Consider the following 20,865-nt stretch of genomic DNA (forward strand, 5'->3'; position numbering starts at 1 on the left):
CTTCTTATTTGAGAGGCCTCTTTTTTAATAGACAAAGGAGATGGGCAACTTGACAAAGCAAAGCATTAACACGAAATTGGTGCAACTAGGAAATCAGAGCGATCCGAGAACGGGGGCGGTGAACCCTCCCCTCCATTTTTCGACAGCGTACAAGCATGATGGATTAGGACTTTCCACGGGTTTTGACTATATACGGACGAAAAACCCGACTCGGACGATCCTTGAGGAAGGCATCGCCAATTTAGAAAACGGCGACCGCGGTTACGCGTGTAGTTCGGGCATGGCGGCTATCCAGCTCGTCATGTCCCTGTTCAGATCAGGAGATGAACTGATCGCTCCCGATGACCTGTACGGCGGGACGTTCCGCTTGTTTGACCAATACGCCAATTTGTATAACATCCGGACGTCGTATACGTCTTTTGAAGACGTCGAGGAAGTAGAAAAGCTCATTACCGGAAAAACGAAAGCTATTTTCATCGAGACACCGACAAACCCGCTCATGCTGGAAATCGACATTGAACAATATGTAGAGCTCGCAAAAAAGTACGACTTACTCGTCATCGTCGATAATACGTTTTTGACTCCGTATTACCAACGCCCGATTGAGCTCGGGGCAGACATCGTCATCCATAGCGCGACGAAATATATCGGCGGCCATAATGATGTGCTTGCAGGGCTTGTCGTCGCAAAAGGAGAACAATTGTGCAACCGTTTAGGCGAGAACCATAATGCAATCGGTGCAACGCTTTCCCCGTTCGATTCTTGGCTCGTCATCCGCGGATTGAAGACATTACATGTCAGAATGAAACAGCATGACGCCAACGCAAAGGAGCTCGTTTCCTATTTGGAAAGCGAACCGCTCGTTGATAACGTCCTCTACGCAGGAAAAGGCGGCATGATTTCATTCAGGGTGCGGAAAAGCGAATGGGTCGATCCGCTTTTGCAAAACTTACGGCTCATCACATTTGCCGAAAGCCTTGGAGGAGTCGAAAGCTTAATCACATATCCGACGACGCAAACCCATTCGGAAATTCCCGAGGAGGTGCGGGAAGAGCGCGGTGTCGATAGGCGTCTATTGCGCTTCTCTGTCGGATTGGAGGAAGCTGAGGACTTGATCGACGATCTTAAGCAAGCCCTCGCCATTGCCGCGGAGACGACGGCTGTCAGCCAATATAAATAGGGCCGTCCCGGTGAACGAGACGGCCACAAAGTGTAGACAAAGTCGTTCTTTGACTTTGTCTACACTCAATTTGAGGGAAAAGCACGATAAATAGGCATATCCTCAGCCTGAATGAAAACGCTTGTCAGCCTAGGCGCGAAGTGGAGCGAAGACGCGAATAGAACTAAAGTTCATGAGCGGACGAGCGACACGAGCAACAACGGATGCGAGCGTTTGTCAACAGGCTGAGGCCGTTCCCGGTATGTGGGACGGCCCTTTTTAGTTAGGCGTTGATTTCAGCCAAAGCTTTTCTTTGCGAATAAAACGCGATGAAGTTGTTAACGACGTTATCTAAGAAGTCGATCGTCGCTTGGTCTGTCAATTGACCCGTTTCATCCATCTTTTCATGGATGGAACCGATGTATACTTCATTATTCGGCAATAGTGCCGGAGAGAGCATCGGGTTCGTCAAGATCTCACGCAAGTGGATTTGCGCGCGGACACTCCCCAATACCCCCATTGAAGCGCCGATCATGAATGCAGGCTTGTCTTTAATTGCAAAATTGCTTCTTGAAAGCCAGTCGACAGCATTTTTCATTGCTCCAGGAATGGAGAAGTTGTATTCCGGAACTGCAAAAAGGACCGCATCCGAGTCTCTCACATTATCCAAGAAATCCTTCACGTTTTCTGGCTGGTTGCTTTCTATATCAACGGAAAACATATCGACATCATTAATGAAAACAGGTGTAATATCGAGTTTCCCCGCATATTTCTTCCTTAAATACTCAACAACTTTCAAGTTGTTTGAAGTGGAGCTTGTACTGCCGATAATCGCTTTTACTGAAATAGTCATGATGATGGACTCCTTTTTATTTTTGATTAGCATGACCTCGCTACTGGAAGGTATGCATTCCCTATGACTCGCTAATTATCTCACATTCAAGATATATTTTTAAAAAATATGCTCAAACGAAAAGAACGCTCCCCATTTTGACACGGGGAACGTTCCTTTATTAATTGAGGAAGCTGAAGAAAATCATCCAGAAAGGAACGGTTTTCCGCTCTTTCCGCTTCCGCTTGAGAGCTCTCTGCTCGAGTCGGTACTGTTCGACTTCCTGTCGCATATCTTCCACTTGTCGTTGAATGACTTCTCTATCAATGAAATGCATAATTGTTATTCTCCTCTTGGAGAGGAACCTAAAACGAGATTACAATCGGCGTTCACCTGTTGTGCCGCCGTTACCATCAATCCATTTTGGAGATTCCCACTCCATCAATTTTTTCGTATTTTTTCGTTCATTTCGTTTATATCTTCCGTTTTGAATAATCATCTTGCTTTTCCTCCTTTATTATTTATTTGAATCAATTCAACTGCGGGCTGCTTTGCTACCCACTATCCAGGGACTCCACCTTCAATACTTTCCGTTGTTGCCCTTCATTCATCATCGGAAACACTCCTTTTCATTTTTTATATGTCACACGCAATGCGTGAAAACACCGAATTTTCCCTCGAATTTAGACACAAAAAAAAGCACACGCCTTTTGCATAAGCGTGTGCTCATATAAAAGAACGGCATACCATGCCATTCCTCGGTCTACAATTAGAAAGAGAGATTTGTCAGGCACGGACTCGATATGAAGTTTAGTTGGATAGCAATTGCGTTTTTCATGTTCCGTACCTCCTTTTGATATTTAGAATAACTTACTTATTAAGGATACCATTTCCATTAATTTATTGTCAATAGGGAATTTGAGAAAGATTCTCTTTTTTATTTATTTCATGACTGTAGGGATGGCAAGTGCTTCATGGAATAGTGTATGATATTCATAAGAACTGCTTCAAGAAATGAAGGAGGACCCCCATTATGAACGAAGCGAAATTGCAAAAAGAAGCGATGCACGTATTGAAGCTGACGAGCAGAACCTTTTATATACCGATTAAAATGCTGAATCCCACTCTGCGGAAAACAGTGGGCTCCGCTTATTTATGCATGCGTGCGATTGATGAGATAGAGGATCATGAAGAACTGCACCCGGAAAGCAAGCAGCATCTACTGAAGTCGACGAGCAAGCTGCTGGAAAACGACTTTTTTGACGTTGCCGCTTATCGTGCTCTCCTGAAGCCATATGAAAACCTTTTGCCTGAAGTGACATTGCGCCTCGGCGATTGGCTCGCCGTATGTCCGGAAGGGATTGTCGCCAAAGTGAAAGAGTCGACGAGCATAATGGCGGACGGGATGGCAAAATGGGTCGGCAAAAACTTCTTGATACAAACGAAAGAGGATTTAGACGACTATACATATTATGTAGCAGGTCTCGTTGGTGTGATGCTTTCCGATATTTGGGAACAATATGACGGTACAAAGACAGATCGGGACTTGGCGATCGGGTATGGTCGCGGATTGCAGGCGGTGAACATGCTGCGCAATCAAGATGAAGATGCCGAGCGCGGCGTCCGTTTCTTGCCCGATGGTTGGGACAGGAACGACCTGTTCGACTACGCAGAGACGAATTTGAGAAAAGCCGATGAGTATATCGAGTCGATTTCAAATAAAAACATCCTGCTGTTCTGCAAAATCCCCCTTGCCCTTGCAAAGCGGACAATCAACGCGTTGCAAGTCGGCCAGGAGAAGATGAACCGTGCAGAAGTAGAATCGACCGTGCAAGCGATTTTGAAGGAAGTATAATAACAAAAGCGGAGGGTGGCGCTTAACTGCGAAAGCCGTTACGAAGAACGGCTTTTGCGAGCACACACAGTGGAGCTGACTTATGACCCGAGCAAATCGAACTGCAAAGGGTTCGATTTGCCGTATTTCTGCGGTTTTTGCAGAAATTAAGGCAGCCTCCCCTACCCGAAGTCTAGACGATAACAAAGGCGGAGAATCACTTACTGGGATTTCTGATATCACTTGTAGATTTTTATGATTACTCGCTGGGAATTATGAGCGCTCTCGACTTGCTTTGGGCGCGGAATGGCTCGCTTTGGGCGCGTCTAGTTTTCAACAATAAAAGGCTGTTGCAGATCATCAGTTTATTACTGACGATCTGCAGCGGCCTCATTTTTTATTTTGCGGATTCTGTTTATGCTCATTTGATGAATTTTCTTTTTGTTGTTTGGCAGGTGGCCCTTGATCGTCCTTAACTTGTTTATCCGTCGATAACGAATGAGGCGGTGGTCCTTGCTCATCCGCGTGAGGAGGCGTACCATGCTGATCTGCATGAGGCGGCACATTCTCACTTTGCCCTTTGCTCGGATTCTTTTCAAGTTTTTCCGTCGGCGGACCTTGATGTTGCGTAGATCCCTTTGGACGTTCCTTCTCATTCTCCTTCTCCATCCTCTTTTGTTGAGGTGGACTAGGAGGAACGATTTCCTTTTTCGGTTTTTGCTCCGGTCCAGGCTTGTTTTCAATCTGCCCTGTACTGTCGACAGGTTGGCCTTCAATCTCTATTGATTTGAATTTGTGAATCGACATTTTTTTCTTGTTTGCAACTTTTCTTTCTTCCGGCGTACTTTCTGTAATTTGCAAGGTCAATTCGTTATGTTTTCCACGAACTTCCCTCACTGCGTCACCAATCATCTGTCGTGTCTCCAGTTCGCTTCCACGGGTCGGATAGATTGTCGTAATGATGATTTTCTTGTCGTGAACAGATAATTGCAATACAGCCATGTCCAGCACGTTGAGGATAGGATGGCCTTTCCATCCATCCAGTCGCTCCAGCTCGCTCTGCTTTTCATTCAAATAACGCAAGGAGATGACATTTCCATCCCGGTTCACTCCAAATTCCATCGCCGTCCCAGCATCCAGTTGGACATACGCCATCACTTTTTCATTCAAAGGATTCAATGACGACAAAATGATAAACAGAAGGGCTGCAGCGACGAAAACGGCTCCGACGAACCGCGATTTCGCTTTTCTTCCCGCAATAAAAGACGAAGCAACGAGTGTGAAGTCGGCTTCCTCCCCAATTGCGGGCGGATCCCCGATCGGGACTCCACGCAAAAATTCGCCTTTTTCCGTTAGGAACACCATATATTTATTTTTCTTTTCACAAACAATGCCTCTATATGTCCGCATCATATGAGTTCCCCTTTTACGTATTCCTTTATGTATGTAAAGTCGTTGTTCAATAGCAACGTAACTGCAATAATATATTTCCGATGCCGCTCGATCGTCTTCCTCGAAACTTCAACAATATGTTCCAACTGCTTCATTGGCAGTCTTTTATTCTCCAAGAGGTGTTCATAAAACTCGGGAGTCTCCGCTATGATTTGTGCGATTTGAAAGGCGGTCTTTCGGGAATCGGCATGTTTCGGTGAAACTTCAGCAAGTTCACGGAATGACAAGCCGTATTCCTGCAGCAACGTGGCGTATTCCGCCATCTCTTCCCGTCGTTCCTCAGCCCGTCGTTCTTCCGAATACGAGAAGATGGATGATTCGTCGAAGGCGTATTCACGGGGCTTTGCATCTCCGTCATCGTCTATGGTTAAAAGGACGTTCGCCGTCCGCACCGCTTCTTTTCGTATATGATCGATCAGCCGCCGCTTCATGATCAAGTGGGCAAATGTCTGCAGCGACGCGTTTTCTTCCGGTTTGTATTTCAAAACCGCTTCGTGAAATCCGACCATCGCAATACTGAATTCCTCATCGCTATCGTCAATAAATCGATTGCATACGAAAGAAGCCGTTTTTTTCATGAACGGAGTAAATGCGATGAGAAGTTCGTTCATGACCTCCTCATCGCCACTCTTCGCCTTCCATACAAGCTCATTCAATTGTGTATCAGACTTCTTGTTGAAAATCCCTTGTATGATGGACAAAAGCATCAATAACCCTCCGTTCCCATCAATTCCGATTGCTTATGATTGTAAGTGGGGCAACGGAAAATGGAAAGCGTTAAACTATGGTAAATTAGTTTTTCTTCTCTTTTTTCTCTTGTTTTTGCTCTTCCTTTGCAGCTTTACGCTCTGCCTTCAATGCTTCGCGCTCCGCTTTTTGGGCAGCTTTCAATTCTTCTTTTTGTTGTTTGTGTTTTGCATTCAATTCAGCTTGTGGATTTTTCTCTTTCACTTTAGCCGGCTTCTCTTCTTTTACAGGTGCTTCCTCTTTCACAGGCGCTTCAACTTTTGCCGTATCTTCAGTGATCGGTGCTTCTTCCTTAACTTCCTCTTCTGGAGTTTCCGCTACAGGCTGCTTGCTTTCCCATTTTGCAATGGAGCGCTCCATATTACGTTTGATGGCCGCTTTTGCAGTTGGGCTTCCAGCTTGCTCATATGCTTTTGCGAGTGCAGCAAGGTTTCCTGCTGTATAGCCTTCTGGAATTTCAGGGAGTTCGTTTTCAGTCGCTTCTTCTTTACCGGAATCTTCTGCTCCATCTTCTTTATCAGTTTCCGTCTTTCCATCTTCTGTATCCGTTGTAGGATCAGTGATGTTATCTGTTTCTGTGTCAACGTCTGTGTCAGCGTCTTTGTTTGCATCTGTCTCCGTATCAGTTTCTACAACCTTAACCGGGTCGACAACCACTTCTAGATTTTGTAATGATTCTTCTTTGCTAGGAGTGGTAAGGTCGCGAACGATTCCACCATCTGCTAGCGCATAGCCTGTCCCACTTACTGTCAATCCTGCGATAAGTAATGCTGCTCCGGTTTTCTTCCATTTGTTTTTCATGAATAAATCACCTCGTCAATTTTTTGCCCTTTTGTCGGACATACCAGTTATTCGAAGATGTTTGTCGTTTTATGGGGGTCGGCATAAAAAAATTGTGAGATTACCATTTTGCACATGAAAATTCATCACTTGGAAAGACTATTTCATTGAATGAAGAAGGAGGAATGAACATGCCTAGACCATTACCGAATGACTCTGCTGATAATGTCGACCGGTTAAAGAAAACGATCATCAATATGGAAGCGGCGAACGAAGCGGCAAAAACAGCAGAGGGCAGTGAGCTTGCTTCAATTAAGGAAAAGAATGAACGCCGTAAAGAAGCTATTGAAGGTTTACAAGAGGAAATCCACCAAGAAAACAAATCGCGGATCAACGGCTACAGCTAAAAAAGGCACCCGGACGATATTGAATCGTTCGGGTGCTTCTTCTTAATCAGAACATCTTAGTCGTCCAATTTTCACCATTCCAAACATCCGTCACGACGCCCTCATAGAAATCAGGCTCATGCGAGATAAGTAGAACGCTTCCCTTGTATTCCTTCAACGCACGCTTCAATTCTGCCTTCGCATCGACATCAAGGTGGTTCGTCGGTTCGTCTAGGACGAGCAAGTTCGTTTCCCGGTTGATGAGCTTGCAAAGGCGGACTTTTGCCCGTTCGCCTCCGCTCAGCACTTTCACCTTGCTCTCGATATGCTTCGTCGTCAACCCGCATCGCGCTAAAGCAGCACGTACTTCATACTGCGTGAAATGCGGGAACTCATCCCACACTTCCTCTAAGCAAGTACGGTTGGATTCCGTCTTCATCTCCTGTTCGAAGTACCCGATTTCAAGATGATCGCCAAGTTCTACGGACCCCGCAAGAGACGGAATTTCACCGAGGATGCTTTTTAGTAAAGTTGTCTTCCCAATTCCATTTGCTCCGGAAAGCGCAATCTTTTGCCCGCGCTCCATCGTTAAATCGAGCTCTTTAGACAGCGGCTCATCATATCCGATGACAAGGCCTTTCGTTTCGAATAAATAACGCCCAGGCGTTCTAGCTAGCTTGAAATCGAATTGCGGCTTCGGCTTCTCTGCATCAAGTTCAATGATGTCCATCTTATCAAGCTTCTTCTGACGGGACATCGCCATCCGACTCGTCGCGGCATTCGCTTTATTGCGCGCAACGAAGTCTTTCAAATTGGCGATTTCTTTCTGTTGCTTTTTAAACGCCGCTTCAACTTGTTGCTTTTTCATCTCATGGACACGCAAAAACTCATCATAATCGCCTGGATAACGCGTAATCTGCTGGTTTTCCATATGGTAGATTAAGTTAATGACGCTGTTTAGGAACGGAATGTCATGTGAAATGAGGATGAACGCATTTTCATAGTTCTGCAAGTAATTGCGCAGCCATTCGATATGCTCCACGTCCAAATAGTTCGTCGGTTCGTCAAGGAGCAAGATATCCGGCTTCTCAAGCAGCAGCTTGCCAAGCAACACTTTCGTTCGTTGCCCACCGCTCAAGTCATTGACATCGCGATCCAGACCGAATTCATCCAAACCGAGTCCATTCGCCACTTCATCGACTTTCGAATCGATGATATAGAAGTCATTGTTCGTTAAATCATCTTGCATTTGACCCGTTTCTTCAAGCAGCTTTTCTAGCTCATCCGCATCGACTTCGCCCATCTTCGCAAATAGAGCATTCATCTCCGCTTCCATGTCGTAAAGATACTGAAACGCCGTCCTGAGCACATCACGTATACTCATCCCTTGCTGTAGCACGACATGCTGGTCCAAATAACCGACCCGCACACGCTTCGCCCAAGCGACTGTCCCTGCATCAGGCTCAAGCTTCCGGGTAATGATATTCATGAATGTGGATTTCCCTTCCCCATTCGCACCGATCAACCCGATATGCTCCCCTTGCAATAAACGGAACGACACATCATCGAAAATCGCCCGATCGCCGAACCCATGACTCAAATTTGATACTGTCAATAAACTCATATATTGTACACCTTTTCCTTCTGTCAGAATAAAATCCTTTCGCGCATAAAACGCAAAATTAATGCATAAACGCTCGCAATTGCGCATAAATCAATTCAACCGCGCATATGTCCTTCATTATATAGCGATTTCCCGAATGAAGATAGAGAGTTTCCAAAGTTTTTTCATCGTCAAATGGCGTGCAGCACACGCAACGCGTCGAGAACGCTATGAAGGAAATCCGGTATCTCCCGCATATTTTCCTCATTGATTTTCGTCCTGAATTTCACTTCAATATTGTTCAAGTAACCGGGTTCATCCCCTCCGTACATGAAACTCAACGTCTGAACGACGAGCACTTCATTTTCCCAAATGTCACGTAACGACTCTTCGATGAGCGGGCACTGCTCCTTTTCATGCTGAATGCGCTTTTGAAAGCGCACTGTCAATGTACAGCCGGGATTTCCCCCGGGCGTTTCCATTATTTCATCCGCTAAATCTTGTAAGGATGCCTTCAAAATGATTTCTGCTGACACATCCTCTAGATGAAAAAGGGTAAATTGAACAGCAAATCTCCTCGCAAGAATGGCAAAATCCATTTGATCCGCTCGGTTCATAATTCTTATTTCACGCTCGATCGTATCGAAATCATACACTCGGTTTTCAAATGCCACTTTCAGATTTTCAAAAACTGTCGGATCGTACATATCGGTTCCTCCAAAATAAATAATCGGTACTTTCAATGTAACCATACTGGATAAGGAAAAGGAAATTGTTCTTGATATATTTGCCGAGCCATGTTAGATTGATGAATGGAAAAATTTCATACGATTATTATATATGTATAACCTCAATAATACGGTTTGAGGGTCTCTACCAGGAACCATGAACTCCTGACTACAAAGGAAACAAACTTTGTAGTCGGGGTTTTTTATTTTCCGAAAATTATTTTGCTTAGAAGGTTCACACTATAAATAGACCAACAGGAGGAGTTCTTATGGACTTTAGAGTTTTCATCATTGCCATATCAACGATTATAGTCGGTCTCGTCGAATTGATCGTCGGTGGCATTTTGCCGATCATCGCAGATGATTTGAACGTTTCAATCGGGACGGCTGGGCAGCTCATAACGGTTTACGCGCTCGTATTTGCCATCGCCGGTCCGGTTTTATTATCTTTGACCGCAAAAGTTGAAAGGAAAAAGCTTTATTTACTATCGATGGCAGTCTTTTTTGTCGGCAATATCGTGACTTATCTCAGTCCAAACTTTACATCTCTCATGATTGCCCGCATTATCACTTCGCTGAGTGCGGCGCTGCTCATCGTCCTTTCCTTAACGATTACCGCGCGAATTGTCGACGCTCCTTACCGTGCGAAAGCGCTCGGTTATATTTTCATGGGGCTTAGCTCTTCCCTCGTATTAGGTGTGCCGCTCGGCATTCTCGTTACGAATGCGTTCGGCTGGCGCAGCGTCTTTTTAGGGATTGCTGTTCTTTCGATCGGTGCTTTCATTCTTGTCTCTATATTCCTTGAGAAAATGGAAACGGGAGATGTTCTACCGCTTTCCGCGCAAATCAAAGCGCTTGCGAATAAAAAAATCGTCCTTGCCCACTTGGCGATGATGTTCATGTTGGCTGGCCATTATACGGTTTATGCCTACCTCACACCATTTTTGGAAGAGAATTTGCATCTGAACCAATATTGGATCAGTGTGAGCTATTTCTTATTCGGGATTTCGGCCGTGGCCGGCGGGGCATTCGGGGGCAACCTTGCAAACTGGATCGGATCAAAGAAAAGCATCCTCATTATTATTGGCGCTTTCGCTTTAAGTCTATTCGCATTGCCGTACTCGACATTTTCTTTTCCGTTCTTCCTTGTCATCATGATGATTTGGGGCGCATTAAGCTGGGCACTTGCACCGCCGCTGCAGGATTATGTCATCCAGGCAGACCCTGTTTCGTCTGATATCAATCAGAGCTTCAATAATTCCGCTATACAGGTCGGGATTGCAGTGGGCTCGGCTATTGGCGGAATCGTATTGGGCCATACCGATTCGGTCACAAGTATGCCGACTGTCGGTAGCGGAGTAGTCGTCATCTCGTTCCTATGCGCAGCCATTTCTTTATCACTTGCTACGAGCAAGGCTAGGCGCATGCGGGAAGCAAAGGCGGATTCGTAAGTTCAGGGGACCTCTTCTAGATAGGGGTCCTCTTCTTATTGTAAAAAAACGGAACCCGGTAAACAGGTTCCGTTACTACCTAAATCATTTTCCCAACAAATAGGATAGATCGATCATCCCATCAATATCACTGCTCGTTACATATCCCGCTTCCTTGCTAATATCCGCCATCTCTTGGATGACTTGCTCGTTCACCTCTGTCGTGACTTCAAGCTTTGCAAATGCGGCTGCTGTTTCTTCTTCGTTTATTTCCTTGCCAGTCAATTCTTGAATATGTTTGATGACCAATTTTTGAGCTTCTTCCGGGTTTTGTTGGATGAACTCGACTGCTCGTTTATGTGCTTCCAAATACGCCTTCGCAAACTCTTTGTTCTTCAAGAACTCATCGCTTGCTGCAACGACTGTGTTTGTCGATTCCTTCCCCCATGCAAATTCATCCCAGTCGAGGATGAGCTTGCCGTTTGCCTGCGTTTCAAGTATATTTCCCCACGGTTCTTGCGTCGCCGCAGCATCAACGGAATTTTGGACGAATAGTGTAGCGGTATCTGCCGGGGCCGCTGCGAATAATTCGACCGTGCCGCCATTTGATGTCGTTTCGAGATTCACTTCTTTCAACGCTTTACGGAGCATGACGTCTTGTGTGCTTCCGATGACCGGGATGGCGACTTTTTTGCCATCGAGATCGGCAAGCTTTGAAACCCCGCCGCCTTCACTCGCGACTAGCACTGCTCCTCCATTCACCGCGCCGGATATCAAACGGAACGTCGGGTTTTTCACGTAGAAGTTGAGCAATGGGCCGGGTCCGACTGTACCGACGTCGATCGATTTCGTCGTCATAGCTTCCATGAACAGACCACCGTTGCTCACGGTCTTCGTTTCGATTTTTACATCTTCCCCAAATTCCTCTTCAAAATAGCCATTCTCCAAAGCGACAATCGTGGCGATATGCGTCAAATTCGGGAAGTACCCGATTTTCACCGACTTGCCGCCTGATGAAGAAGAGCCGCAAGCAGATAGGATCCCCACTACTAAAACTGTTAACAACGTCATCATCAATGACTTCTTCATTATCCATTTCTCCTTTGTATGCGGATCATGCGAGACCCCATTTTTTCTGAACAGAACGCTCCAAACGTAAAAACACGACATTATCCATAATCGTTCCGATCACCGCGATGATGATCATGACCGAGATGACGAGATCCATCTGACCGAGCGACCGCCCTGTCTCAAGCAGTTGCCCTAACCCTCCGCCCGAGCCAAGCAATTCCCCTGCCATTAACGCCCTCCATGAAAATGCCCAAGCGATGCGGAGTCCTGATAACAGTTGCGGAACGGACGCCGGCAAGATGACGGTGCGAATGAAATGGACCCCCGATGAGCCGAATGTTTTGGCGACCCGTTGGTATAGCGTCGGCACATTTCGGAAGCCGCTCGTCGCACTGACGGTCATCGTCCAAGTGGCGCCGATCGTGACGATGAACAGAATCGAGAAATCATTCAACCCGAACCAGATGATGGCGAGCGGGAACCAGACGATGCTCGGGATGGATTGCAACGCGGTGACGAGAAAGCCGAGTGTATCCTCGACTAGCTTATAGCGCCAAATGAGGTAGCCCATGATGACGCCCAAGACGATTGCAATGGCAAATCCGATTAGCAGGCGGCTCATGCTTTTGCCGATCGCGGCTACAATCTGGCCGTTCACGAGTCCGTTGAAAAGCGTCTCCAACACTTGTGTCAAACGGGGAAACATGAAATCGGGCAATACCGAAAGTCTAGATGTGACTTCCCATATCACCGCTATCATTGCGATGAAGATGATTCGTCTTAAAGCTGTAGTCATCACCCATTTCCTCCTTCAACACCTTTTCGATTTCCTCTTCCAAAATGGCTAAAATCCGCTGTTCCGTATGCAATGTCACACTATCGGGCAACACGCCGTCCTTCGATGTCGGAACAGGAATGATCTCCTTCACCTTTCCGGGACGTGTGCCGAACACGATCACTCTCTCCGATAGCAAAACGGCTTCCCGTATATTGTGTGTCACGAAGAAGATCGTCACTTTCGTCTTCTTCCATATGTCGATCAATTCTTTATGGAGCACCATTCTCGTCTGTTCATCGAGCGCGGAGAATGGTTCATCCATCAATAAAATATCCGGTTCCATCACTAACGCTCTTGCAATCGAAACCCGTTGCTTCATTCCGCCCGAAAGTTGGTGCGGATATGAATGGATATAGTTGCTCAGGTGGACCATCTTCAACATGTCAATTGCTTTCGCTTCGGCTTCCTGTTTCGGCATCTTCTTCAGCAGCAAACCGTACTTCACATTTTCCAAAACGGTCAACCATGGGAAAAGTCCGGCCTCCTGGAAAACGACGACCCGGTCGGGACCAGGCTTCTTCACTTCATTCCCGGCAATGCGGATGCTGCCTTTATCCGCCTTCACCAACCCTGCAATCATATAGAGGAGCGTCGATTTGCCGCACCCCGAAGGTCCGACGATCGAGACGAAGCTCCCTTTCTCCATTTCAATATCAATGTGATCGAGCACTTGGACCTGCTCTTTTCTTTCATTGAGAAAACTCTTCTCGATTCCATCGATTGTTACATACATATCTCAGCACCTCGACTTTCCTTATTCGTTTAGTCGGAATTAATGTTATGAAAAGGGAGAGGACATATATTCCTCTCCTTTAGAAATCGAATAAATCACTCGATAAATAGCGTTCGCCATTATCAGGTGCAATGCAGACGACCGAGTCATCCGGTGTCAATCGTTTCGCCACTTGCATTGCGGCATAGACGGAAGCCCCTCCGCTCGGACCAAGCAGCAAGCCTTCACGCGCCGCCAAATCACGGACTGTTTGGTAAGCGTCCTCGTCTTCGATCTTGAAAATCTCATTGTATATGGATGTGTTCAAGATTGATGGAATGAAACCGGGACTCGTTCCGACAAGCTTATGCTTCCCGGGTTTTCCGCCGGATAGGACGGGAGATCCCGCCGGTTCCGCTACATGTACCGTAATCGTGCTATCGTATTCCTTCAAAAATTCACCGGTTCCCGTAACGGTGCCACCTGTACCCGCCGTACAGACGAATGCCGTCAGTTTGCGGTCCAACGATTCCATCGCCCGGATAATTTCAGGTCCAGTCGTATGACGGTGAATTTCCGGATTCGCCTCATTTTCAAATTGCATCGGAATGAAGCTATTCGGAATTCCCGCTGCAATCTCCTCTGCTTTTTGAATGGCACCCGGCATTTTCAACTCACTCGGTGTTAACACGACCGTTGCACCGTATGCTTTTAATATATTGATCCGCTCAAGCGTGGAGGAGTCCGGCATGACGATAATTGTCTTATACCCTCTCGCAGCGGCATTCATCGCAATCCCGATTCCTGTGTTTCCGGATGTCGGTTCAATGATCGTATCCCCTGGTCGTAATAAACCTGCTTTTTCTGCTTCGATTATCATATTGTATGCCGCCCGGTCCTTAACGCTTCTGCTCGGATTGAAATATTCAAGCTTCACATACACATCAGCGCCCTGCGGATCGGGAAGCCGATTCAACCTCACTAAAGGCGTTTCACCGATCAATTCGGCTATATTATTCACTACACGCAAACCGTTCAGCTCCTTCGCGTTTCTTAGTTTACATGATTATAGCAGATTAATCCCTATAATGCATAGTAATTTAGTAGGTTTTGATGAAACGGACCTTCCCTTCAACAGTCGAATATGATAAATCAAAAAGGGGTGTCGCAACATGGCTGTTGTCCGGACAGACAGATGGATAGCGGAATCTCAAGGAGACCCTTTCAAAGTATGCAAGTATTTGATTAAACACTTCCCCACTGCTTCCGCTGCAGAAATCCATCATCACTTATCGATGTTCGGCATGTATAGGAGTGCAAAGCAAGGAAGGGAGCTCGGTAAAAAGCTATTCGCCAAAGACGTATGGGAAATTGCAGCAAATGAATTGGAGCTTTTGCAAAGTGAATGGAACGGCCCTTCTGTCCCGATCTTTATCTTCCCGTCGGATATCGCGAATACAGACTTGATGCTCGACTTCAATGGAAAATCGGGATTATCATATGCCGATAAGCTATTTTTATTCATTTCGCCCTACAATACGGAAACTGAAATTAAGGCGTTATTGACGCATGAATACAACCATGTCTGCCGTCTGAACAAGTATCCGAAACGGGAACAGCAGTACACGCTGTTAGATACGATCATCCTTGAAGGGTTGGCGGAAATGGCTGTCGAGGAGAGATTCGGCAAGGCGTCCACTTCATTATGGACCTCACTTTATTCCGACACACAGCTGAACAAGTTATGGAAAGAAATCATCTATCCCAAAAGGAATTACGTAAAAGAGAGCGAAATTCACGAGGAAGTGCTATACGGCTTCGGCGATACCCCGCATATGGCCGGATACTGCGTCGGCTATTATGTCGTCCGAAACTTTTTGAAACGAACAAACTTGCAGCCAGGGGACATACTTACGCTCCCATCGACAGAGATTGCACAACTGACATAATTGAATTTGAATAGTGTGTTTGTCCTCCTCGACCCTAAATTCCGCACATATGATGTACTATGTTCAATCGAAATGGGGTGACAACACGATGTCAGTTCAACATTACCATGACTTGTGCAATAGGCATATCGGAAGAGCCGTCGTCATCGGGACTCGAGATGGACGAACCCACAGGGGGATCATTCAATGTGTCAGAGGCAATAAAGTCTTTTTAGAACCATTCGGTCGCCAAAGAAACTTGGGCGGCTTCGGATACGGTTTTAGATACGGATATGGCTTTAGGGGACGCGGATTAGCTTTCGGTCTTGGCATTGCACTCGGCTCGATCGCAACTTTTGCGTTACTTCCGTTCTTCTTCTGGTGATCGTTAAATTGAAAAGAAGGCCCTCATTTCAACAATGAGAGGCCTTCTTTTTCATTCAAACAACTTCCGGTTCTGCATCCATTTCTGGGACAGGCTCCACAAGTGCATATCGTTCCCACGCCCTGCTTTTCCAGCGAAGCGACATGACGATCGCGCGCACCCATTCGTCCATGATGACGGCGAGCCAGACGCCGACTAGCCCGAGGTCAAGGACAAATACAAGGAAATAGCCGAGCGGGAGACTCATCATGACCATCGAGATGGCCCCCATGAGAACGGGGAATCTCGCGTCGCCCGATGCACGGAGCGAGTTGATGATGACCATGTTGAACGTCCGGCCTGTTTCGAGCAAACATGATAATAGCAAGACGGATGCACCGAGCTCGATGATCTGCTCGTTTTCTGTGAAGAGGCGCATGAGCGGGTAACGGAACGTCATGACGAGCGCCACCAACACGACCGTGAAGACAAGCGCACGTTTCAATGATGCCCAAACTTGCCGGTACACTTCATCCTTTTCACCGCTTCCGACGAGCCGGCCGACGATGATCGATGTCCCGAGACCGATTGCGAGCGCGAATAAATAGCTGAACATAGAAATGTTCGTCGCGTATTGTCTCGCGGCGAGCGCTTCCGTCCCTAAGAAAGTGACATAGTACAGGAAGACGATTTGGCACGCCTGGTAAAGGATCTGCTCGAACGCTGAAGGAAGCCCGATGTTGAGGATCTTTTTAATGTAGTCCTTCGACCACGTAATGTAATACCGAAATTCGATGCGGTATTCAAGCACCTTGTACAGCAGCCATATAAAGACGAACATCGCGATCAGCCGGCTGCCGACTGATGAAATCGCCGCCCCTTGCACGCCTAACGCCGGCATGCCGAACTTTCCGAAGATGAGCGCATAGTTTCCGACGACGTGGATGATGTTCATCCCTAGCGAAACGAACATCGTCTGCTTCGTGAACCCATGCACACGGATGACCGCGGCGAGTGAATTAATGATCGCTTGGAGGAAAATCCCGCCCCCGACGATGATCAAATATGCTTCCGCATGCGCGAGGACGTCCCCTTGCAAATTCATCGCTTCCATCATGCGGCTCGTGAATAGGATGAACACGCCGCTAATGCCAAGTCCGACTAACAGATTCAAAGAGACGGCGAGCGCCGAAATCTTTGACGCTTCAATATATCGCCTCGAACCTAAATATTGCGAAACAACGATAGCCGCCCCGTTTCCGACGACCTCAAGAACGAGTATGGCAATCATGACGTATTGATTGGCCGCCCCGACGCCTGACACCGCATCGTCAGACAGTGCACTCAACATGAACGTATCCGCCAACCCCATCAACATGAACAAAAATAACTCAAGAAAAATCGGCCACGTCAGATGAAACAAATTCAGTTTCTTCCCCGGGCCGTTGGCTGCAACTGCTGCCATCTATATATCGCCTTCATTTCTATTTAAGATATTCAAAACAGGAAATAGCTTACCATAGAAATCGGTGAATCGACAACGGGTTTGCTTGAAAATTTTTCATTTCTTTATGGCACTGATTTCCATTTCTTCGTACGAATTGTGTCGAATCTTTTTTATCGGCATCTTGGGAAAATTGAGTTATTATTAAGTTGAGGAGTTGAAAAAGTGAAACAGATTTCAGATGAACTAATAAGTTGCATCAATCAAATGACCGAAGAGAATGTTGTAGAAACAAGAGAACGGGTCAATAAGTTATTTGATTTCATCGAACTGTCTCAAGCGTTATGGGGTTCCATTCCATCATTCAACGTTCCGGCAGAACTAGAACAGGAACCTGATGAAGCCCTCAATTTAAGAAGTGAAACATCTCAGAGATTGATTGTAACGAGTAGTAGCGATTCTACCAATCTGGGAACTCCAATGGAAAGAAAATTGAAGGGTGGAATATTGAAAGGAAAGCATGGGGATATATACGTCCCTGAAAAGATTGTCCGGATGCACGGTTTTGAACATGGGGATTTTATTGAAGCGATCGGGGATCATCTGAAAGATCTCGTGTTCATTAAAAGAAAAAGCAGTGTAACCAAACATGAGAGCAATCGGATTGAAATCGATTATTGTGTCATTACAAAGACTTCAGATGGATTATTAGTGGCAAATCAAATGATCAAAGATGGGAAACTAACGAGAATTAAATTGGATGGCGAGTCCCCTTATCAATTTTTAATTAGCCAAAGAGATATTGATACTTATAGTTTACGGGACGGCAGCGTCGTAGCAATCGCTTATCATGAATCGGACCCCCTCTCCTTCCGTGTCGTCTGGTGTTATCCGGAACGGACGGGTGAACTCGCAAGACCAGACCCGAAGCCGTCCAGTTATTACAAAGATAGTTCAGTGAAAAAGGAAAGCCTATGGACTGATATTGAGTTAAACCTATTAAAAAACAAAAAGATTGTCATTATCGGAGCTGATTTCCGAAGTGCGGATTTCATGCCGCTGGCGGAAAGCGGCAACTTTTCATTAGATATTTTTAGTGGAGATGAAAGCAAGACCCGTATCAAAGCAGCTGTGAAAAATACAGATTTAATTATTTCAGCAAGCGAGCACTCATCCCATCGAAGCAGCGGATTAGCGAAGGAATGTGCCAAGAAGTACAAAATCCCATTCCGCGCAGCACCTACGAGTCAATCGTCGATCAAAAGGGCGATGATTCATGGAATCAAGGAATCGTATATACCTTTTCATTCATTTTTCTAAAGAGAGTGCTGGGAACCGGAACGGCTGGTTTCCAGCGCTTTTTTTTAATTGATGGGTGATCATAAAAAAAGCTCTCCGCCGTAAAGCGGAGAGCTTATCATAATGGTTTAGCACGATTTTGCATATGTTTTAGCGCACTCTCAAAAAGTTAAGCTTATTCCGGGACTTCCTGCTCCTCCGAACCGCTCAAGACAACAGCTTGCTTCTCCTCATTCGGCTCGTCGCTGCCGCGATAGCGCTTATACGGCAAGACATTCCATGTACGATAGTCGAAATCGGCCGCGCGGAGCACTTTCGGAATATCGCCAAGAATCTTCTTCGCCACTTCCAATTCCCGCAGCGCTTCTTCTTTATCCTGATACATGAATTCATCCGAAGCGGTCGCCGGTGCCTGCTTCACTTTCTCCTCCAAGTCCTGGATGACCATCTGTTGCTGCGTTTGCAACGATTCCCTCGCATCCATTATCCATTCCGGCTGCATGCCACGGTTCGTATCCCCCACACTCGAATACTCCTCGAACACCTCCCGGTAAATCCGGTCGGCATTCGCACGGACGTCCAAATTAACCATTTCGAGGTCGTCATTTGTCAAATCCTCTACACTCAATGGCGTAGCCCGCTTCCGTCCCCCGAGTCTCGTCCGCTCCAAATAGAACGGGAACATGCTCTTAATGATTTTCCCTACAGGCGAGATAGCGCTTCCAAATTCATCGAGTCCTTTCGGTTGAACGCCTTGGATTGCAATTCTTGCCGATTCCGGGCGGACGATTTCCTTCGGCGGCATAATTCCGTGGCGGAGCATTTCCCGGATTCCCGTGCCGGAAATATTGACCCGGTATTGGTTGTCATGCGGGCAAGACTGCTCTGTCGCAGGGCTGTCACAGCGCGTGCAGTAGAACACCTCATGGAAAAGCCGAATGTCAATTCCGAGCTCTTCCGGTTTGAACTGGTCAAAAATGCTATGGCTCGCATACTTATCGTAATAATCGCCAATTCCTGCGTGGTCCCGGCCGATGAGTGCATGTGTGCATCCGTAGTTTTTCATAATAAGTGCATGGAGTACCGTTTCCCGAGGACCGGCAAAAATATAAGTCACCCTGAGCGGGGCGAGGATGGAACGGCCTTTTGGATAATACGTGTCCAGCACGCTCCGATACGATAGCATCCGGAATTCATGGCGCGTATATTCACGTTTTGCCATCTCGACCAACGGCTGAAGAAGCAACCCGTCGATTTCTTCCAACGCATTTTTATGGATATATTCATGGCCTCGGTGCAAAGGATTCGCCCCAGTAATAAAGCCTGCTGCAGAGCGGAACTTCTTCACTTCATAAAATTCATGCCACGTATCTTTCGGCTCCAAACGCAGCTTTTCAAACGGTCCCCAATCGACTCGGCGCAGCAATCGGATCGGTCCGCCTAGCGCGACATCACCCATACGTCTGTAAATCGCGTCCACGCCGGGATGGTTCCGGTCGGTCGTGCCAAATAGATGGGAAGCCCGGTATTCCTTATCATAATCAAAAATATCCTCGATTTTCAAAATCGCCACAGGCTCGTTCTGTTCATCGGAAAGCGCCACTTCATCCCCCACGGAAAGTGTTCCGATGATTTCTTTGTTGCGATTGCCGATTGGCGCAAAGCTGAGCGGAACCGGCCATACCGTACCGTTCGCCAACCTGCCTTCAGTCAAAACGGATTTATAATCGACTTCATTCATGAATCCTTCATTCGGAGACAAGACCCCTGTCGCAATCATTTCAAGCGTAATGACCGCTTCCAAGTCGACCATGATGGAAGGTAGCAGCCTAGCCCTTTCCAGCTCCTCATCCCTCTCAACCCCCGTCAATACTTTATCCACCAGTTTTCCCCCATGTGGCTGTTGAGGGTAATTGGCAAACCGATTTTCAGTTACGTTCAACATCCCTTCTCCTCCTCATTCCATTCATTCTAGTGAAATCCTATTCTCTTCTGAATGTTAACATACTTTCAAACTTACCAAAAGAGCATTATCAGAAATTAATAATTTTTCTTTTTTTAATACTTGAAGGTCTAGGGAAAGATTATTGAGATGTTTATGTTAAAATCAGTTGGTGGTTTTTCTTGAACGGTTATGCGTGAATTATTTCAGTTATGGACTTTTTTGGGAATATATACGTTTCTGCAGAGGTTTATGCTTAATTAGAGTGGTTTATGCTTAATTAAAGCGATTTATGCGTTTTGGTAGCGGTTTATCA

General features: G+C 46.4%; 21 protein-coding genes and 1 riboswitch. Of the genes, 7 read left to right on the forward strand and 14 right to left on the reverse strand.

The features are described from left to right. Nucleotides 1-40 precede the first annotated feature (40 nt). Nucleotides 41-1,180 (forward strand): methionine biosynthesis PLP-dependent protein, encoded by a 1,140-nt coding sequence (locus NIT04_RS14655; protein WP_252504275.1) that lies wholly within the window; start codon nt 41-43, stop codon nt 1,178-1,180. A 262-nt stretch (nt 1,181-1,442) separates the two neighbouring features. Here NIT04_RS14655 and NIT04_RS14660 read toward each other — a convergent pair whose 3' ends face one another. The 3 genes from NIT04_RS14660 to NIT04_RS19090 all read right to left on the reverse strand — a co-directional run bounded on the left by NIT04_RS14660 (nt 1,443) and on the right by NIT04_RS19090 (nt 2,490). Further along, a complete protein-coding gene (locus NIT04_RS14660) occupies nt 1,443-2,012 on the reverse strand; it encodes an NADPH-dependent FMN reductase (protein ID WP_252504276.1) in 570 nt (189 codons plus the stop codon). A 160-nt stretch (nt 2,013-2,172) separates the two neighbouring features. Then, a complete protein-coding gene (locus NIT04_RS14665; protein WP_252504277.1) occupies nt 2,173-2,328 on the reverse strand; it encodes a hypothetical protein in 156 nt (51 codons plus the stop codon). Between the two features lie 39 nt (nt 2,329-2,367). Continuing rightward, nucleotides 2,368-2,490 (reverse strand): hypothetical protein, encoded by a 123-nt coding sequence (locus NIT04_RS19090; RefSeq protein ID WP_256470618.1) that lies wholly within the window; start codon nt 2,488-2,490, stop codon nt 2,368-2,370. 531 nt (nt 2,491-3,021) lie between these two features. Between NIT04_RS19090 and NIT04_RS14670 the strand changes: the two genes are divergently transcribed. Continuing rightward, entirely contained in the window at nt 3,022-3,846 is an 825-nt protein-coding gene (locus tag NIT04_RS14670) for a squalene/phytoene synthase family protein (protein WP_252505121.1), read from the forward strand. Nucleotides 3,847-4,215: 369 nt separating this feature from the next. Here the strand turns inward: NIT04_RS14670 and NIT04_RS14675 are convergent, their stop codons facing one another. From NIT04_RS14675 to NIT04_RS14685, 3 genes are all read right to left on the reverse strand, one after another. Beyond that, entirely contained in the window at nt 4,216-5,238 is a 1,023-nt protein-coding gene (locus NIT04_RS14675; RefSeq protein ID WP_252504278.1) for an anti-sigma factor domain-containing protein, read from the reverse strand. After that, nucleotides 5,235-5,984: an RNA polymerase sigma-I factor gene (sigI, locus tag NIT04_RS14680; protein WP_252504279.1), complete on the reverse strand. Its 750-nt coding sequence runs from the start codon at nt 5,982-5,984 to the stop codon at nt 5,235-5,237. The genes NIT04_RS14675 and sigI overlap by 4 nt, the downstream gene beginning before the upstream one ends. 85 nt (nt 5,985-6,069) lie before the next feature. Beyond that, complete coding sequence (locus tag NIT04_RS14685; RefSeq protein WP_252504280.1) at nt 6,070-6,825, reverse strand: hypothetical protein; 756 nt, start codon at nt 6,823-6,825, stop codon at nt 6,070-6,072. A 170-nt stretch (nt 6,826-6,995) separates the two neighbouring features. Here NIT04_RS14685 and NIT04_RS14690 point away from each other — a divergent pair, with 170 nt between their 5' ends. After that, nucleotides 6,996-7,211 (forward strand): small, acid-soluble spore protein tlp, encoded by a 216-nt coding sequence (locus tag NIT04_RS14690; RefSeq protein WP_252504281.1) that lies wholly within the window; start codon nt 6,996-6,998, stop codon nt 7,209-7,211. Between the two features lie 46 nt (nt 7,212-7,257). Here the strand turns inward: NIT04_RS14690 and NIT04_RS14695 are convergent, their stop codons facing one another. Both NIT04_RS14695 and NIT04_RS14700 read right to left on the reverse strand, forming a co-directional pair. Then, nucleotides 7,258-8,814: an ABC-F family ATP-binding cassette domain-containing protein gene (locus NIT04_RS14695; RefSeq protein ID WP_252504282.1), complete on the reverse strand. Its 1,557-nt coding sequence runs from the start codon at nt 8,812-8,814 to the stop codon at nt 7,258-7,260. A 170-nt stretch (nt 8,815-8,984) separates the two neighbouring features. Continuing rightward, a complete protein-coding gene (locus tag NIT04_RS14700) occupies nt 8,985-9,500 on the reverse strand; it encodes a hypothetical protein (protein ID WP_252504283.1) in 516 nt (171 codons plus the stop codon). Between the two features lie 113 nt (nt 9,501-9,613). After that, nucleotides 9,614-9,713, forward strand: a riboswitch (purine riboswitch). A 77-nt stretch (nt 9,714-9,790) separates the two neighbouring features. Here NIT04_RS14700 and NIT04_RS14705 point away from each other — a divergent pair. Further along, nucleotides 9,791-10,972 (forward strand): MFS transporter, encoded by a 1,182-nt coding sequence (locus tag NIT04_RS14705; RefSeq protein WP_252504284.1) that lies wholly within the window; start codon nt 9,791-9,793, stop codon nt 10,970-10,972. An 84-nt stretch (nt 10,973-11,056) separates the two neighbouring features. Here the strand turns inward: NIT04_RS14705 and NIT04_RS14710 are convergent, their stop codons facing one another. The 4 genes from NIT04_RS14710 to cysK form a co-directional block, all read right to left on the reverse strand. Continuing rightward, a complete protein-coding gene (locus tag NIT04_RS14710; protein ID WP_252504285.1) occupies nt 11,057-12,040 on the reverse strand; it encodes an aliphatic sulfonate ABC transporter substrate-binding protein in 984 nt (327 codons plus the stop codon). Between the two features lie 25 nt (nt 12,041-12,065). Next, nucleotides 12,066-12,818, reverse strand: a complete 753-nt coding sequence (locus tag NIT04_RS14715) for an ABC transporter permease (protein ID WP_252504286.1) — start codon at nt 12,816-12,818, stop codon at nt 12,066-12,068. Further along, entirely contained in the window at nt 12,751-13,593 is an 843-nt protein-coding gene (locus NIT04_RS14720; protein ID WP_252504287.1) for an ABC transporter ATP-binding protein, read from the reverse strand. The genes NIT04_RS14715 and NIT04_RS14720 overlap by 68 nt, the downstream gene beginning before the upstream one ends. 79 nt (nt 13,594-13,672) lie before the next feature. After that, nucleotides 13,673-14,602, reverse strand: coding sequence for a cysteine synthase A (gene cysK, locus NIT04_RS14725; protein ID WP_252504288.1), 930 nt, complete (start codon nt 14,600-14,602; stop codon nt 13,673-13,675). Nucleotides 14,603-14,744: 142 nt separating this feature from the next. On the opposite strand from cysK, the gene NIT04_RS14730 reads away from it, so the two are divergent. Together NIT04_RS14730 and NIT04_RS14735 are read left to right on the forward strand one after the other, a co-directional pair. Continuing rightward, nucleotides 14,745-15,521: a DUF2268 domain-containing protein gene (locus tag NIT04_RS14730; protein WP_252504289.1), complete on the forward strand. Its 777-nt coding sequence runs from the start codon at nt 14,745-14,747 to the stop codon at nt 15,519-15,521. Nucleotides 15,522-15,609: 88 nt separating this feature from the next. Then, a complete protein-coding gene (locus NIT04_RS14735; RefSeq protein WP_252504290.1) occupies nt 15,610-15,885 on the forward strand; it encodes a hypothetical protein in 276 nt (91 codons plus the stop codon). A gap of 55 nt (nt 15,886-15,940) precedes the next feature. On the opposite strand, the gene NIT04_RS14740 is transcribed toward NIT04_RS14735, so the two are convergent. After that, nucleotides 15,941-17,329: an MATE family efflux transporter gene (locus NIT04_RS14740; RefSeq protein WP_252504291.1), complete on the reverse strand. Its 1,389-nt coding sequence runs from the start codon at nt 17,327-17,329 to the stop codon at nt 15,941-15,943. A gap of 204 nt (nt 17,330-17,533) precedes the next feature. Here NIT04_RS14740 and NIT04_RS14745 point away from each other — a divergent pair, with 204 nt between their 5' ends. Further along, a complete protein-coding gene (locus NIT04_RS14745; protein WP_252504292.1) occupies nt 17,534-18,628 on the forward strand; it encodes a DUF2325 domain-containing protein in 1,095 nt (364 codons plus the stop codon). Between the two features lie 154 nt (nt 18,629-18,782). On the opposite strand, the gene NIT04_RS14750 is transcribed toward NIT04_RS14745, so the two are convergent. Next, nucleotides 18,783-20,552 carry a sulfate adenylyltransferase gene (locus tag NIT04_RS14750; protein WP_252504293.1) on the reverse strand — a complete coding sequence of 590 codons (1,770 nt, stop codon included), beginning with the start codon at nt 20,550-20,552 and terminating at the stop codon, nt 18,783-18,785. Between the last annotated feature and the right edge of the window lie 313 nt (nt 20,553-20,865).

The organism is Sporosarcina sp. Marseille-Q4943 (assembly GCF_943736995.1).
GTDB lineage: Bacteria > Bacillota > Bacilli > Bacillales_A > Planococcaceae > Sporosarcina.